Source organism: Beijerinckia sp. 28-YEA-48, from assembly GCF_900104955.1.
In the GTDB taxonomy this organism is placed as follows: Bacteria; Pseudomonadota; Alphaproteobacteria; order Rhizobiales; family Beijerinckiaceae; genus Terripilifer.
This window is the reverse complement of record NZ_FNSI01000001.1, coordinates 2,276,087-2,289,934: the sequence shown is the minus strand read 5'-3', so window position 1 is coordinate 2,289,934 and position 13,848 is coordinate 2,276,087. Positions and strand designations below refer to the sequence as shown.

Below are 13,848 nucleotides of genomic sequence, written 5' to 3'. Positions count from 1 at the left end.
AAATTGCGTTTCGACCGAAACACGACGCGCTCGGTAGGCGAAGGGGCGGCAATGGACAAATTCAATATCGAAGTGTTTGCGAAAGGCGCTCAGCAGGAACTGCAGAGCCGTGAAGGCGCGTCAACGGCGGCGGCAGCCATCGAGAAGCTGGCCTCGATGCTGACAGAGGAACTGGAATACATCGTCAGAGATGACAAAGGCATTCGCTTGTCGATCATGGAATTGAAGAAGCTGGCGGCGCAGGAAAACGTCAGATAAGGCGCGGCTCACTAAAAGCAAAAGCCAAAAAACAAAAGCAAGGTTCGCTGGGGCCAGCCCGCGAGACCTTGCTGTTTAGTTCTTGCTGACCTGCCATGTCCATTTTGCGGCCTCGGTGGAGGTCGCAGCGCCTTTAGCGGCGCAGGCTAGCGGCAGGCTCCCTCCCGAGACTCGGTATTTGCGACTACCAAATTTGGGTAGCGGCCTCCTTTTGGATTGGCGTCGCGAAGCTAGCTAAAGTGCGACCACGTGTCACGTGAATTCAGTAGCAACCTATCGATTTTTTTGAGCCGATTATTGTTCCCAAAATTTGCGATAACCTGCTGATTATAATGGTATACAATGATTTTTCCAATTTCGCGGGCCGGACGCCCCACATTAAATCGGGATAATTTTCTCGGAATTCGCCAACATTCCGCCAGTGTCGGACCGTTCAGCTCGCCCACGTCGACAGTGATCCCCGAATTTGCCCAACGAACCGCCTGAACAAACGCTGCCACGCTTGTAATTTTTTCCGCAGTGCGATTGGTAACAGAGCCTGAACTGACTGCGGATTTCTCTACGATTCGTCCCTACCTTTCAGGTCCACGCAACGCCACAACTGGAATGCCGAATGCGTCTGTCCCGATATTTTCTGCCGATCCTGCGTGAAACACCCAAGGAAGCGGAAATCGTTTCGCATCGCTTGATGCTGCGCGCCGGCATGATCCGGCAGGAACAGGCCGGTATTTATGCCTGGCTGCCGATCGGTTTGCGGGTCCTCAACAAGATCCAGGACATCATCCGTGAAGAGCAGAACCGCGCCGGCGCCATCGAATTGCTGATGCCGACGATCCAGTCGGCGGAGCTGTGGCGCGAGTCCGGCCGCTATGACGACTACGGCAAGGAGATGCTGCGCATCAAGGATCGGCAGGAGCGCGAAATGCTCTTCGGGCCGACCAACGAGGAAATGATCACCGAGATCTTCCGCGCCTATGTCCGCTCCTACAAGGATCTGCCGCTCAATCTCTACCACATTCAGTGGAAGTTCCGCGACGAAGTGCGGCCGCGCTTTGGCGTGATGCGGTCGCGTGAATTCCTGATGAAGGACGCTTATTCCTTCGACATCGATGCGGAGAACGCCCGGCATTCCTACAACAGGATGTTCGTTGCTTATCTGCGCACCTTCGCGCGCATGGGCCTCACCGCCATCCCCATGGTGGCCGACACCGGCCCGATCGGTGGCGACCTCAGCCACGAATTCATCATCCTGGCCTCGACCGGCGAGAGCGAAGTGTTCTGCCACAAGGATTATCTGTCCTTCGAGCCGCCGCCGGCCAATATCGATTTCGACGACAAGGCTGGCATTCAGGGCGTCGTCGACAAGTGGCGCTCGCTCTATGCGGCGACGTCGGAAATGCATGACGCCGCCGCCTTCGACGCGCTTCCCGAAGCCGCGAAGGTCTCGGCGCGCGGCATTGAAGTCGGCCATATCTTCTATTTCGGCACCAAATATTCGCAGGCCATGCGCGCCGTGGTGAACGGTCCCGATGGCAAGGAAGTCGCCGTGCACGGCGGCTCCTATGGCATCGGCCCGTCGCGGCTCGCCGCCGCGATCATCGAGGCCAACCATGATGACGCCGGCATGATCTGGCCGGATGCCGTCGCGCCGTTCCATGTCGGCCTCGCCAATCTGAAGGTCGGCGACAAGGCGGTCGATGCCGCCTGTGCGGATCTCTACGAGCGGCTGACCAAGGCTGGTGTCGACACGCTCTATGATGACCGGGACGAGCGGCCGGGCGCGAAATTCGCCACCTTCGATCTGATCGGTCTGCCCTATCAGCTCATCGTCGGCCCCAAGGGCTTGGCCGAAGGCAAGGTCGAGATCAAGGAGCGGCGCAGTGGCGTCCGCGAGACCTTGTCGCCTGATGAGGCCTTCAACAAGCTCAGCGCGCGGTTCTCTGCATGAATGCACCCGTTGCAGCCCCGGCAAGCAATAGTCAGGCGCCCAACAAGCAGGCGCCGGCATCCGGCACGCGGCCTTTCTCCGCGTTCGAATGGATGCTGGCCATGCGCTATCTGCGCTCGCGCCGGGCCAACGGGTTCGTTTCGGTCATCGCCGGATTTTCCTTCCTCGGCATCACGCTGGGCGTCGCCACGCTCATCGTCGTCATGTCGGTGATGAACGGCTTCCATATCGAGCTGATGAGCAAGATCATTGGCATCAATGGCCATATCTTCATGCAGGGCGCCGACACGCCGCTCACCGACTATGATGAGGTGATCGGCCGGATCACGAAAGTGCCTGGCGTTAAAGTGGCGCTGCCGATGGTGGAAAGCGCCGCTGGTGTTTCTTCGCCCTATCAGCAGTCAGGCGCGTTGGTGCGTGGCATCCGCGAGAGGGACATCAAGCAATTGCCGGGCATTGCCGGCAATGTGAAGCTCGGCACATTGGACAATTTCGACACCTCGGAAGGCGTCGCCATCGGTCAGAAACTGGCTGAGAATCTGAGCGTGCGCGTCGGCGATAAGGTGTCCATTCTCACTGCCCGTGGCGCGCAGACACCCTTTGGCGTTGCCCCACGCATCAAATCCTATCCCGTCGTTGCGATTTTCCAGATCGGGGTGTCCGAGTTCGATGGCATTTTCGTCTATATGCCGTTTGCCGAGTCGCAGGAGTTCTTCAACCGCGAGGACGAGGCGACGGTGATCGAGGTCTTCGTCGATAATCCCGACGACATGGACAACATCCGCACCAAGCTCGATGCGGTCATCGGCCGGCCGATGATCATGACCGACTGGCGCCAGCGCAATCGCTCCTTCTTCGAGGCGTTGAAGGTCGAGCGCACCGTGATGTTCTTCATCCTCACGCTCATCGTCATCGTCGCGGCGCTCAACATTATCTCGGGCCTCACCATGCTGGTGAAGGACAAGGGCAGGGCGATCGCCATCCTGCGCACCATGGGCGCCACGCGCGGGGCCATTCTGAGGATATTCTTCATCACCGGCTCGGCCATCGGCATTGTCGGCACATTGGCCGGTTTCCTGCTTGGCCTTTTGGTGGCGCATAATCTCGAGTCGATCCGCACAGGACTGAACGCTGTGTTCAACCTCAACCTGTTCGACCCGACCTATTATTTCTTAAGCCGTCTGCCCTCGGTCGTCGTGCCGTCGGACGTGATCACCATCGTCACCTTGTCGCTCAGCCTGTCTTTGCTGGCGACGATCCTGCCGTCTTGGAGCGCTGCCAAGACGGACCCTGTTGAAGCGCTGCGCTACGAGTGATGCCGTGACCGTTGCGCCCGCCCTGCAATTACACAAGGTTGAACGCCGCTACGTCCAGGGGGAGGGAACCCTGGATATTCTGCGTGGCGCGGATCTGGGTCTCTGGCCCGGCCAGTCGGTGGCGCTGATCGCGCCGTCGGGCGCCGGCAAATCGACGCTGTTGCATCTGGCGGGTCTGCTCGAACATCCCGATGCCGGCGAGATCTATGTCGGTGGTCTGCCGACAGCCCATATGGGCGATGCCGAGCGCACGGCGTTGCGCCGGGTCGAGATTGGCTTCGTCTATCAGTTCCATCATCTGCTGCCGGAGTTCTCGGCGCTTGAGAACGTCATGCTGCCGCAGATGATCCGCGGTCTTGATCGGGCCGAAGCGCGCAGCCGCGCCACTGAGATTCTCACCTTCCTCGGTCTTGGTAAGCGTCTGGAGCATCGGCCAGGAACATTGTCGGGCGGTGAGCAGCAGCGCGTTGCCATCGCGCGCGCCGTCGCCAATACGCCGCGTATCCTGCTTGCCGACGAACCCACCGGCAATCTCGATCCGCGCACCGCCGATCTGGTGTTCGGTGCTCTCACCGAGATCGTTCGCGCGTCGGGTCTCGCGGCCCTGGTCGCCACCCACAATATGGAACTGGCGAGCCGCATGGACCGTCGCGTCACCTTGCGTGACGGGCTGCTCGTCGAGCTGGAATAGGCCTGTCTGGCCGCGCCTCGCAGCCGGTTTCAGCCAGCAGCCGGCTTAAGTATTGATTAACCATAAATTTCCCTGAAACAGTCCCGGCGTATTTCACGGGTTGCATTTACAAGAATGAGAACAAATAATGAACTTACAGTGATCGAAACGGGAAAAGGACATTGTCATGCGCACCTTTCTGAACGACACATTCGAGCTTGCAGCCCTCGGCGCCTTCGTCGCCTTGATCCTGCTTCTGACCCGCGCCGGGGCGCCGCTCGTGTGAGTGCAAACGCCGCTGTTGATGGCGGGAGGGACGTCCCCTTCCTGCTCGACGCGGCCGCGGGCTTCCTTGATCATGCGCGCGGTCTCCCAGAAGGGGGATGTGAGTCGCGAAATATCTGGATTGCCGTCGAATATGCAGCCTGAGAACATGCAGCGGATCGTCGATAAAGTGGGTTTTGTGCACCTGCACGTGCACACCTCTTTTTCCTTGCGCGAAGGCGCGCTGACGATCCCGAAATTGATCGATTTCGCCAAGGCCGATTCCATGCCGGCGCTGGCGATCACCGATACGAACAATCTGTTCGGGGCGCTCGAGTTTTCCGAGAAACTCTACAAGGAAGGCATCCAGCCGATCATCGGCTGTCATCTCACCGTCGATTTCGGCGATGGTCGCAACCTCGGGAGTCGTGCTGACGATCCCCGCGCAGGCCGTGGCGCCGTCGTCGTGCTCGCCCAGGATGCCGAGGGCTATGCCAATCTGATGCGCATCGTCTCGGCGGCTTGGATCGATCCCTCCGCTGGCGATCTGCCGCATGTGCAGATCGAAAAGCTCGCGGCCCAGGCCCAGGGCCTGATCGCGTTGAGTGGCGGCCCCACCGGCGCCATCGACAGTCTCATCGGCGATGGTCGTGCTGAACACGCCGGCCAGCGCTTGGCCGAACTGGAGCGGATTTTCGCCGGCCGGTTTTATGTTGAATTGCAGCGCCACGGCACACCGCTGGAGAAGCGGATCGAGCCGGTGCTGCTTGATTTCGCCTATCGGCGCTCGCTGCCGCTCATCGCGACCAACGAACCTTATTTCGCCGCGCTGTCTGATCACGAGGCCCATGACGCGTTGCTGTGCATCGCCGACGGCACGACCACAGGCCAGACGGGCCGGCGCCAACTCACCGCCGATCATCGCTTCAAAACGCGCGCCGAAATGCGCGGCGTGTTCGCGGATGTGCCCGAAGCGCTGGCTCATTCGGTCGAGATTGCGCTCCGCTGTAACTATCGGCCGACGACACGCGGGCCCATTCTGCCGCGCTTCACCACCGAGACCGGCGAACAGCGCGACGAGGTCGAGGAATTGCAACGCCAGGCGCGTGAAGGCTTGGCGCGCCGGCTCGCCGTGCACGGCATGGCCGATGGCTTTGGCGAGAGCGACTATCAGGAACGGCTCGAGTTCGAGCTCAGCGTCATCATCAAGATGAAGTTTCCCGGCTACTTCCTCATCGTGGCCGACTTCATCAAATGGGCGAAGGCGCAGGGTATTCCGGTCGGTCCCGGCCGTGGTTCGGGCGCAGGCTCCCTGGTCGCCTGGTCGCTGACCATCACCGATCTCGATCCGATGCGGTTCGGCCTGCTGTTCGAGCGCTTCCTCAATCCAGAACGCGTCTCGATGCCGGACTTCGACATCGACTTCTGCCAGTATCGCCGCGACGAGGTGATCCGCTATGTGCGCCAGCGCTATGGCGTCGATCGCGTGGCGCAGATCATTACCTTCGGCTCGTTCCTGGCGCGCGGCGTCATGCGCAACGTTGGCCGTGTGCTCGAAATGCCGCTGGGGCAAGTCGATAAACTGGCCAAACTGGTGCCGCAAAATCCGGCCGCGCCTGTCAGCCTGAAACAGGCGATCGAATCCGAGCCGCGCCTGCAGGAGGCGATGAAGGAGGACGAGCGTGTCGCCACCATGCTCGACATCGCCCGCAAGCTCGAAGGGCTTTATTCCAACGCCTCGACCCACGCCGCCGGTATCGTCATCGGCGACCGGCCGCTGGTCGAGCTGGTGCCGCTCTATCGCGATCCGAAGTCGGACATGCCCGCCACCCAGTTCAACATGAAATGGGTCGAGCCGGCGGGGCTCGTCAAATTCGACTTTCTCGGCCTGAAGACGCTGACGACCTTGGCGATCACCGTCGAGCTTTTGCGCCAGCGCGATGTCGAGATCGAGATCGACAAGCTGCCGCTCGACGACAAGAAAACCTACGAGATGCTGGGCCGGGGCGAGACGGTCGGCGTGTTCCAGGTGGAAAGCGCCGGCATGCGCAAGGCGTTGACGGAAATGCACGCCGACCGGCTGGAAGACATCATCGCGCTTGTCGCGCTGTATCGCCCAGGTCCGATGGCGAACATCCCGACCTATTGCGCCGTGAAGTTGGGCGAGCAGGAAGCGGACTATATCCATCCCAAGATCGAGCCGATCCTGAAGGAGACGTTCGGCGTCATCATCTATCAGGAACAGGTGATGCAGATCGCCCAGCTCCTGTCGGGCTATTCGCTCGGCGAAGCTGATATGCTGCGTCGCGCCATGGGTAAGAAGATCAAGGCCGAAATGGACGCGCAGCGCGATCGTTTCGTCCGCGGTGCGGTCGAGCGCGAGATTTCGAAGGTGAAGGCCAACGAGATTTTCGATCTCTTGGCCAAGTTCGCCGACTACGGCTTCAACAAGAGCCATGCCGCCGCCTATGCGCTGATCGCCTATCAGACAGGCTGGTTCAAGGCCAACCACCCGGTCGAGTTCCTGGCGGCGTCGATGACGCTCGATAAGGCCAACACCGACAAGCTGGCGGAATTCCGCAACGAGGCGCAGCGCCTCGGCATCAAGGTCGAGCCGCCTTCCATCAATGAATCGGAATCCGATTTCGCCGTGCGCCGCGATGCAAATGGCGAATTGCACATCCGCTACGCGCTCTCGGCCGTGAAGGGTGTCGGCGAGGGCCAGGCGCAGGCGATCGTGACCGCGCGCGGCGACAAGCCGTTCCGCGACTTCGGCGATTTCGCCAATCGCATCGATCCGCGCGCCATCAACCGCAAGGTTCTGGAAAACCTGGCCGCTGCCGGCGCCTTCGACGTGTTCGAAAAGGAGCGGGCGCGCGCCATCGCGGCGATCGACACCGTTCTAGCCCAGGCCAACCGCACCCAGGCCGAGGCGCTGGCCGGCCAGTCGGCGCTGTTTGGCGATAGCGCTGCGTCATTCATCGTGCCGAAGGCGCAGCCCTGGTCGCCGTCGGAGCGGCTGCGGCGCGAATTCGATGCCATCGGCTTCTTCCTGTCGGGCCATCCGCTCGACGATTACCAGCAGGTGCTGGGGCGCCTGCAAGTGCAGCGCTGGGTCGACTTCGCCCGCTCGGTGAAGCGTGGCGCCTCGGCCGGTCGCCTCGCCGCCACCGTTCTCGATCGCCAGGAGCGGCGCACCAAGTCCGGATCGAAAATGGGCATCGTCACCCTGTCCGATCCCTCAGGGCAATATGAGGCGATCCTGTTCCAGGAAGGGCTCAATCAATATCGCGACCTGCTGGAAAAAGGCTCGGTGGTGATGGTGGCCGTGCAAGCCTCGCTCGAAGGCGAGGATGTGCGCGCCCGCATCGCCACGGTCGAGGCGCTCGATCGGGCGGCCAGCAAGGTGCAGAAGGGCCTACGCATCTTCATGCGCGATGATTCACCGCTCGCCTCCGTGGCGCAGCGCCTCGGCACGAAGGGCGAGGGCGAAGTCTCCTTCGTGCTGATGCTGGAACGCGACCGCAGTGAGGTGGAAGTCAAATTGCCGGGCCGCTTTCACGTCTCGCCGCAGATCGCCGGGGCCATCAAGGCCATCCCCGGCATTGTCGCGGTCGAGCATATTTAGAAATATTCCTGCCGCACAGGCTTTAAATGTTGGCGCGGGTGGATAGCCACCAACCGTCGCCCGCGCACCAGCTTGTGTCACCAGGCATGCTTCCGCGTTGAAGCGAACGGACTTGATGTGCATTGCCCCGCACGAAGGCATGATGGAGTTGCTCGGCTTCCCAGTCCGTGCGGGCACCTTCACAGTCGATGAAGACGACGGGCCCGACCGCGAAGCGCGCGTCGAAAGTGTTGTCGGCGCGACGCGTTACGAGGAGCATCATGCCGTTGATCGGTCTGTCGGGCGTGAGGGGAAAGAGAAGCCGCCCGCCGACATCTAGCGCGTCGAGCCACGCATCCAACGGCCGCGTCGCGCCGGCGTTGACATAGATGACGTCGAATTTCGCGCTCAAGGGTTCTGTGCCCGATTGGGCATATATCGTGACATGAGGAAAGCCGGCCAGATTGATGGCCGCTCGGTTTGCAAGTTCAGGATCGATTTCAAAGGCCGCGACCGATCCCGTCGGTCCTGTGAGCTCGGCGAGGATGGCGGTATAGTACCCAGTTCCAGCGCCGATATGAGCAATACGTTCCCCAGCTACGACCTCCAGGGCCGCTAGGCAGCGACCATGCAGGCGTGGTTCACCGTTGTTTATGGTGCGATCGGCGCGCAGGGCCAGCACGGCATTGGTATAAAGGAAGCATAAGTCATCGGAAGGCGTCTTGACGTAACCCGTGCCAGTGGAAACGTACCATGGTCCAGGGCCGACGAAGCGTTCGCGCGGAACCTTTGCAAAGGCTTCGGTCAGACGGCCGTCGAGCCCTGCCGTGACAAGGCTGGCATAATATCTTCGCAAAGCGACGGTGCTGACCATACGGGAACTCCCATGATCGCCGGCTCCGTCGAGCAAAGCAAAAAAGCAGGCGGCTGTAAAACGCCTGCTGCTCACAAGGACTGCTAGCCGCCACAGCAGGCCGGTGGCGTCAGCCGCCCGCCGGCGCTTTTACGAATGCGCAGGGACGATTCCTTGGCCGCCCGCACGATGCGCGGCACGTCATAGGCGACAAGCTTGCCGCCGCGCTTGACGATCTTACCGTCGACGATGACCGTGTCGACATTGGCTGGCGTCGCCGACATCACGACGGTTGCCTCGATATTGGCTAAGGGCGCGGTGTTCACGTCATTGGTGTTGATCAGAATGATGTCGGCGCGCTTGCCCGGCGTCAGCGATCCCGTGACCTTGCCGAGGCCAAGCGCCTTGGCGCCGTTGATTGTGCCCATTTCGATGACTTCCTTGAAACCGAGGAAGCTGTCTTTCTCCGACTTCGTGCCGCGCCAGGGGATCGCCATGTTCCAAGTGAAACGCATGATCTCCAGCATGTTCGGCGGGGTGATCGAACTGGCGTCGCATGACAGCGAGATCGACAGGCCGGCCTTGCGCATGCGCATGAAGGCTTCACGGGCATCGCCGGCCAGGCCAAGACGATGTTCGGAATGGGTGGCGAAGCTGAGGGGAGAGCCGGCGCGCACCATGGCGGCATAATCCTCGTCCGAGCCCGGCAGATAGTGGCAGACGAGGAAGTTCGGTCCCAGATAGCCGCGCTTCTCATAGTCGACGGCATCGAAATTATTGGGCGGCGCCTGGCCCGCATGGACAGCGATCTTCAGCTTCCGTTGCATCGCGCGGCCGACGTCTTCGTGGAAGGTGGCTTCCGTCGCCTGGCCGATGGCGCGCAGATTGACGCCGAAATGCACCAGCCCGTCGAACGCGGTCCCGGAGGAGAAATAGTCTTTCTGGACACGGTCGATATCGGTGAAATCGAGCGGCTTGTCGCGCGCCAGCATGTCGATATGGCCATAGGCGTAGCGGGCGCGCAGCAACGAGTCCTTGTGGGCGCGCAGTTCAGCATCGGCATGGGCCGGGGAGCGCACGTTATGCGCCCAATTGTGCACGGTGGTGACGCCATTGTTGGCGAGTTCGGCCATCGCCAGCATGATGCTGTTGTAGAAATCATCGGGCGTATAGAGCGCTGATGTCGCGTTCTTCGCCGGGAAATATTCAAAGCCGCCGTCGGCGAGATAGTTGCGGCCGAGCGCGCTCCACATGTGATAGTGGGTGTCGATGAAGCCCGGCATGACGATCATGTCTTCGGCGTTGATCGTCTCGACGTCAGTGCCGCTCAAGTTCTCGCCGACCGCTTCGATCACGCCATTGCGCACGAGCACATCGGCGCGCGGCAGCACGCCGAGTTTGGGATCGACGGTGATGACGGCGCCGTTTTTGATCAGATAGGAACCGCGACTGACAGGAGCTGCCGGCGTCTGCGCGACAGCTTCCGCGATGAAGCCGCTGGGTAAAGCGCAGGCGCAACTGGCCAAGGATGTTGCGCCGAGGAGCTTGGAGAATGAGCGGCGATTGAGCATAGGGCGGTCTCCTTCCGGTGAGGGGCATTCGTGGCGGTTTAAAAGCAAATTTCTCGCCACATTCGCGACATCGGGCGACGCATATGACACCTAGAAATGCGGTGTAGGCGGCGAAACCTACAGCTGCGGAATCTTTCCAATCATCGCCGCCCGTTTCCACTTCTCGATCGTGACCAGCATGCGCTCGTGCAGAATCTGGCTCGTGCCGGGGTAGGGCATACCGCCGGCCTTCAGCAGAAAGGCGCGTGTTTCATCCCGCTTGAGGATGTCGTTCAGCAGGCCTTCGATTTTCGCCACATGGTCGGGCGGCGTGCCCGCCGGCATGAGCGCATAGAACTCGGCGATCCAATTGACGTTCTTCAACCCCTGTTCGCGCGAGGTCGGCACGTTGGGGAAGGTCGGAAAGCGCTCGTCGCCGAGCATGGCGACGGCGCGCACGCTGCCGCGGTTCAGGGCGCCGAGCGCGCCCGTAAGATCGAGGATCAGGAAATCGACATTGCCGGTTTCGACGTCGCGCAGGGCCTCCTGAGCAGCCTTATAAGGAACCGGGGTGCCGGTGGCTTGAATCTCGTCGAGATACATGCCGGTGATGGCGATCGACGATGTGGTCGGCGCGCCGTAAGTGGCCTTGCCCTGTTTCGATCGGATCAAGGTGGTCAGATCCGCCATGTTTTTCACTGGGCTGTCGCCTTTAACGACAATGGTGAAGGGCACGTTGACCAGGCTCGTCACCGGCGCGAAATCCTCGAACCGGTAAGGCATCTCCTTATAGAGCACGAAATTGCCGGTGACGGGCGCCGAGGGCGTGACGAACATGGTGTAGCCATCGGGCGGCGCCTTGGCCACGGCATTGCCGCCGATATTGCCGCCCGCACCGGGGCGGTTCTCGACGATCACCGGCTGGCCGACCAGCCGCGCCAGTTCTTCGGTGAAATAACGGGCGAGAATGTCGGCGCCGCTGCCGGCGGTGTAGGAGACGACGGCTTTGATCGGCCGTGTCGGATAGGTCTGCGCGTGAACAGGCGTGGTGGCGATCGAAGCCAATGCAATGATGACGGCCGCAGCCGCACGCCAGCGCGTGCTTCCTCCCATGGTGTCCCCCCAATTTGTGTTCGCGCCCATTTTTCGTTCATGCCGGGCGCGTTGACATCTTAAGGGATCGTGAAGCGCATGAAAATTTTTTCGGCGTTTTCTTGGTCTGTCCCCGGAAATTTCTGAGAAACCCGGAGGAATTCTCATTCATCGTTAAAATCCGCGAATCCTGTTTCGCGGATCGCTTTTCCGCTCCGAGATCGCGAAAATGGCGTCGAAATCGCTGTTTTCTGCCCGATCAACGGATGAAAATTGCATCGTACCCAGCTCATTTTCCGGCTGAACCCCCATCATTTCAACGATATGCGGTCTTTTCGTTCAAACTTGAGCGATGATCTTCATTTTCGCTTGATGGTTGACGAGCCATGACTTGATCCACCTGAAGGCCTGTTGAGCATTCGGGTCTCTGCTGGGGCACTACCCGTTATGAACCTGTCTCTCTTCGCTCGGCTGAAGCAGCATCTGGCTGGCAGCGCGCTTGGCTTTATGGCCGACCGTCGCGCTTCCGTTTCGATGATTTTCACCGTCAGTTCGACCTCCGCCTTGCTGCTCATCGCGGCTTCGCTCGACTATGGCCGCGCGATCACGTCGCGCACATCGCTACAGGCCTCCGTCGATGCCGTGGCCTTGAAGGCGATGCAGGACTATTCGAACGGGATGCGGAATCCGGTCTTGACCAGCACCGCAACCAACTATCTGGCGGCCCTGACGCATGATGCGACGGTGTCTCTCGATACCGGATATCCGGCGCTCAATGCGGCCGGCAACGCGATTTGCGTCAAGGCCAGTAAGTCCATGCCGACGACCTTGATGCGTATCGCCAATGTTGACTCGCTTGCCATCCACGCCTCGGCCTGCAGCACGGTCAATGGTGTCGGCACTGTTGAAGTCGCTCTTGTGCTTGATACGACGGGCTCGATGAGCAATTCGACAAGCGATGGCGTGAGCAAGCTTTCGGCCATGCAGTCCGCCGCCAATGCCTTCGTCGATTACATGTTCGATACGAGCCCACTCAAGGTCGGCATGAAAATGTCGGTGGTGCCATTCGCTGCGGCCGTCAATGTCGGGGCTAGCTATTCGGGCTCGGCATGGTTCGATCTGACCGGCGCGACCGATGAAACATTCCGCAGCCCGGCATTCGCACGCGATTCATCCGTCGCGACAAGCCGCTTCGGTCTGTTCACCAAGCTTAAGGCAACGCGTTCGGCGTGGGATTGGACCGGCTGCGTCGAAGCGCGCGCCTATCCCTATAGCGTCGCTGACGGCGCGCCGGCCTCGAGCACGCCTGACAGCTATTTCGTTCCGATGCTGGCGCCCGATGAGCCGGATCCGCAATATACCGGCCCGATCACGTCGACGTATTACGACTACCGCCAGGGCCGTTACGTCACCACAACGACGACAGGCACGATCAACAATTCCAACAGCTACGACAACAGCTATCTCAACGATAACGGGGGCAGCTGTACGACGAGCCCGAGCGGCGAGACGCTCACTGACGAAACGACCAAGGAATCGCGTCTCTGCAAATATAAAAGCGGGACGGTGACCTCGACCAGCAGGGGCCCGAACCGGTATTGCACCTCGGCGTCGCTGGTGCGGGTGCAGACGGCCAAGGCGAGCCTGAAGACCAAGATTTCGGGACTATCCGCCAGTGGTTCGACCAACATCCATCAGGGCTTCGTGTGGGGCTGGCATACGATTTCGCCGAACCTGCCGTTCGCCGATGGCAGCGCCTACGGCACCGCCAACAATATGAAGGTGATCGTCCTGATGACCGATGGTGAGAACACCTGGAGTTCGCTCGCCAATGCGGTCAATAAGTCGACCTATTCGGCTTACGGCTATTACAGCAACGCCAACACGCGTCTGCCGGCGGCGAACCAGAATATCAGTTCCGATAGCGTGGCTCGCACGGCGATGGATCAATTGACGCGCGAGGCCTGCGCCAATGCCCGGGCCCAGGGGATCACCATCTATACGGTCGGCTTCTCGGGCAAGTCGGATCCGATCGACGACGCGGGCAAGCAACTGCTGACCGACTGCGCCGGCGACAGCAAACGCGCCTTCTTCACCAATTCCTCGACCGGCCTGGTCAGCGCATTCCAGCAAATTTCGGCCGGCATCGGCAGCGGCAGCCTGCGCCTCATCAACTGAGGGGCGGGCAGGGGTATTCATTTACCCGAGGGCAGGAGCAGCCTGAAATCCTGTGAATTTCAGGCCAACCGTGCTTTCGACTTGCGTTTTTACCCTCGGTCAGGTAACAGCG

Annotated in this window: 9 protein-coding genes; 6 read left to right on the top strand and 3 right to left on the bottom strand. The window is 60.7% G+C overall.

What is annotated here, in order from left to right:
- The first annotated feature begins 51 nt into the window (after positions 1–51).
- The 5 genes from BLW50_RS10810 to dnaE all read left to right on the top strand — a co-directional run bounded on the left by BLW50_RS10810 (position 52) and on the right by dnaE (position 8,084).
- The gene (locus BLW50_RS10810) at positions 52–258 is read left to right on the top strand and encodes a hypothetical protein (protein ID WP_090701611.1); all 207 of its coding nucleotides are present in this window, start codon (positions 52–54) and stop codon (positions 256–258) included.
- Between the two features lie 613 nt (positions 259–871).
- Positions 872–2,206 carry a proline--tRNA ligase gene (proS, locus tag BLW50_RS10805; protein WP_090701606.1) on the top strand — a complete coding sequence of 445 codons (1,335 nt, stop codon included), beginning with the start codon at positions 872–874 and terminating at the stop codon, positions 2,204–2,206.
- Positions 2,203–3,522 carry a lipoprotein-releasing ABC transporter permease subunit gene (locus BLW50_RS10800; protein ID WP_090701604.1) on the top strand — a complete coding sequence of 440 codons (1,320 nt, stop codon included), beginning with the start codon at positions 2,203–2,205 and terminating at the stop codon, positions 3,520–3,522. The genes proS and BLW50_RS10800 overlap by 4 nt, the downstream gene beginning before the upstream one ends.
- 4 nt (positions 3,523–3,526) lie before the next feature.
- A complete protein-coding gene (locus BLW50_RS10795; protein WP_244544204.1) occupies positions 3,527–4,213 on the top strand; it encodes an ABC transporter ATP-binding protein in 687 nt (228 codons plus the stop codon).
- Between the two features lie 397 nt (positions 4,214–4,610).
- On the top strand, positions 4,611–8,084 hold the full coding sequence (gene dnaE, locus BLW50_RS10790) for a DNA polymerase III subunit alpha (protein ID WP_244544203.1): 3,474 nt from the start codon (positions 4,611–4,613) through the stop codon (positions 8,082–8,084).
- A gap of 22 nt (positions 8,085–8,106) precedes the next feature.
- Here the strand turns inward: dnaE and BLW50_RS10785 are convergent, their stop codons facing one another.
- The 3 genes from BLW50_RS10785 to BLW50_RS10775 form a co-directional block, all read right to left on the bottom strand.
- The gene (locus BLW50_RS10785; RefSeq protein WP_090701596.1) at positions 8,107–8,937 is read right to left on the bottom strand and encodes a protein-L-isoaspartate O-methyltransferase family protein; all 831 of its coding nucleotides are present in this window, start codon (positions 8,935–8,937) and stop codon (positions 8,107–8,109) included.
- An 83-nt stretch (positions 8,938–9,020) separates the two neighbouring features.
- Positions 9,021–10,487 carry an amidohydrolase family protein gene (locus BLW50_RS10780; RefSeq protein ID WP_090701594.1) on the bottom strand — a complete coding sequence of 489 codons (1,467 nt, stop codon included), beginning with the start codon at positions 10,485–10,487 and terminating at the stop codon, positions 9,021–9,023.
- Positions 10,488–10,604: 117 nt separating this feature from the next.
- A complete protein-coding gene (locus BLW50_RS10775) occupies positions 10,605–11,579 on the bottom strand; it encodes a Bug family tripartite tricarboxylate transporter substrate binding protein (RefSeq protein ID WP_170850101.1) in 975 nt (324 codons plus the stop codon).
- A gap of 426 nt (positions 11,580–12,005) precedes the next feature.
- Between BLW50_RS10775 and BLW50_RS10770 the strand changes: the two genes are divergently transcribed.
- The gene (locus tag BLW50_RS10770; RefSeq protein ID WP_090701587.1) at positions 12,006–13,736 is read left to right on the top strand and encodes a pilus assembly protein TadG-related protein; all 1,731 of its coding nucleotides are present in this window, start codon (positions 12,006–12,008) and stop codon (positions 13,734–13,736) included.
- Positions 13,737–13,848: the final 112 nt, after the last annotated feature.

What these genes read in the sequence shown, in the direction of transcription:
- BLW50_RS10770 (WP_090701587.1), top strand. Translation starts at nt 12,006, where the DNA reads ATGAACCTGTCTCTCTTCGCTCGGCTGAAGCAGCATCTGGCTGGCAGC.
- BLW50_RS10780 (WP_090701594.1), bottom strand. Translation starts at nt 10,487, where the DNA reads ATGCTCAATCGCCGCTCATTCTCCAAGCTCCTCGGCGCAACATCCTTG.
- BLW50_RS10785 (WP_090701596.1), bottom strand. Translation starts at nt 8,937, where the DNA reads ATGGTCAGCACCGTCGCTTTGCGAAGATATTATGCCAGCCTTGTCACG.
- dnaE (WP_244544203.1), top strand. Translation starts at nt 4,611, where the DNA reads ATGCAGCCTGAGAACATGCAGCGGATCGTCGATAAAGTGGGTTTTGTG.
- BLW50_RS10800 (WP_090701604.1), top strand. Translation starts at nt 2,203, where the DNA reads ATGAATGCACCCGTTGCAGCCCCGGCAAGCAATAGTCAGGCGCCCAAC.
- BLW50_RS10775 (WP_170850101.1), bottom strand. Translation starts at nt 11,579, where the DNA reads ATGGGAGGAAGCACGCGCTGGCGTGCGGCTGCGGCCGTCATCATTGCA.
- proS (WP_090701606.1), top strand. Translation starts at nt 872, where the DNA reads ATGCGTCTGTCCCGATATTTTCTGCCGATCCTGCGTGAAACACCCAAG.
- BLW50_RS10810 (WP_090701611.1), top strand. Translation starts at nt 52, where the DNA reads ATGGACAAATTCAATATCGAAGTGTTTGCGAAAGGCGCTCAGCAGGAA.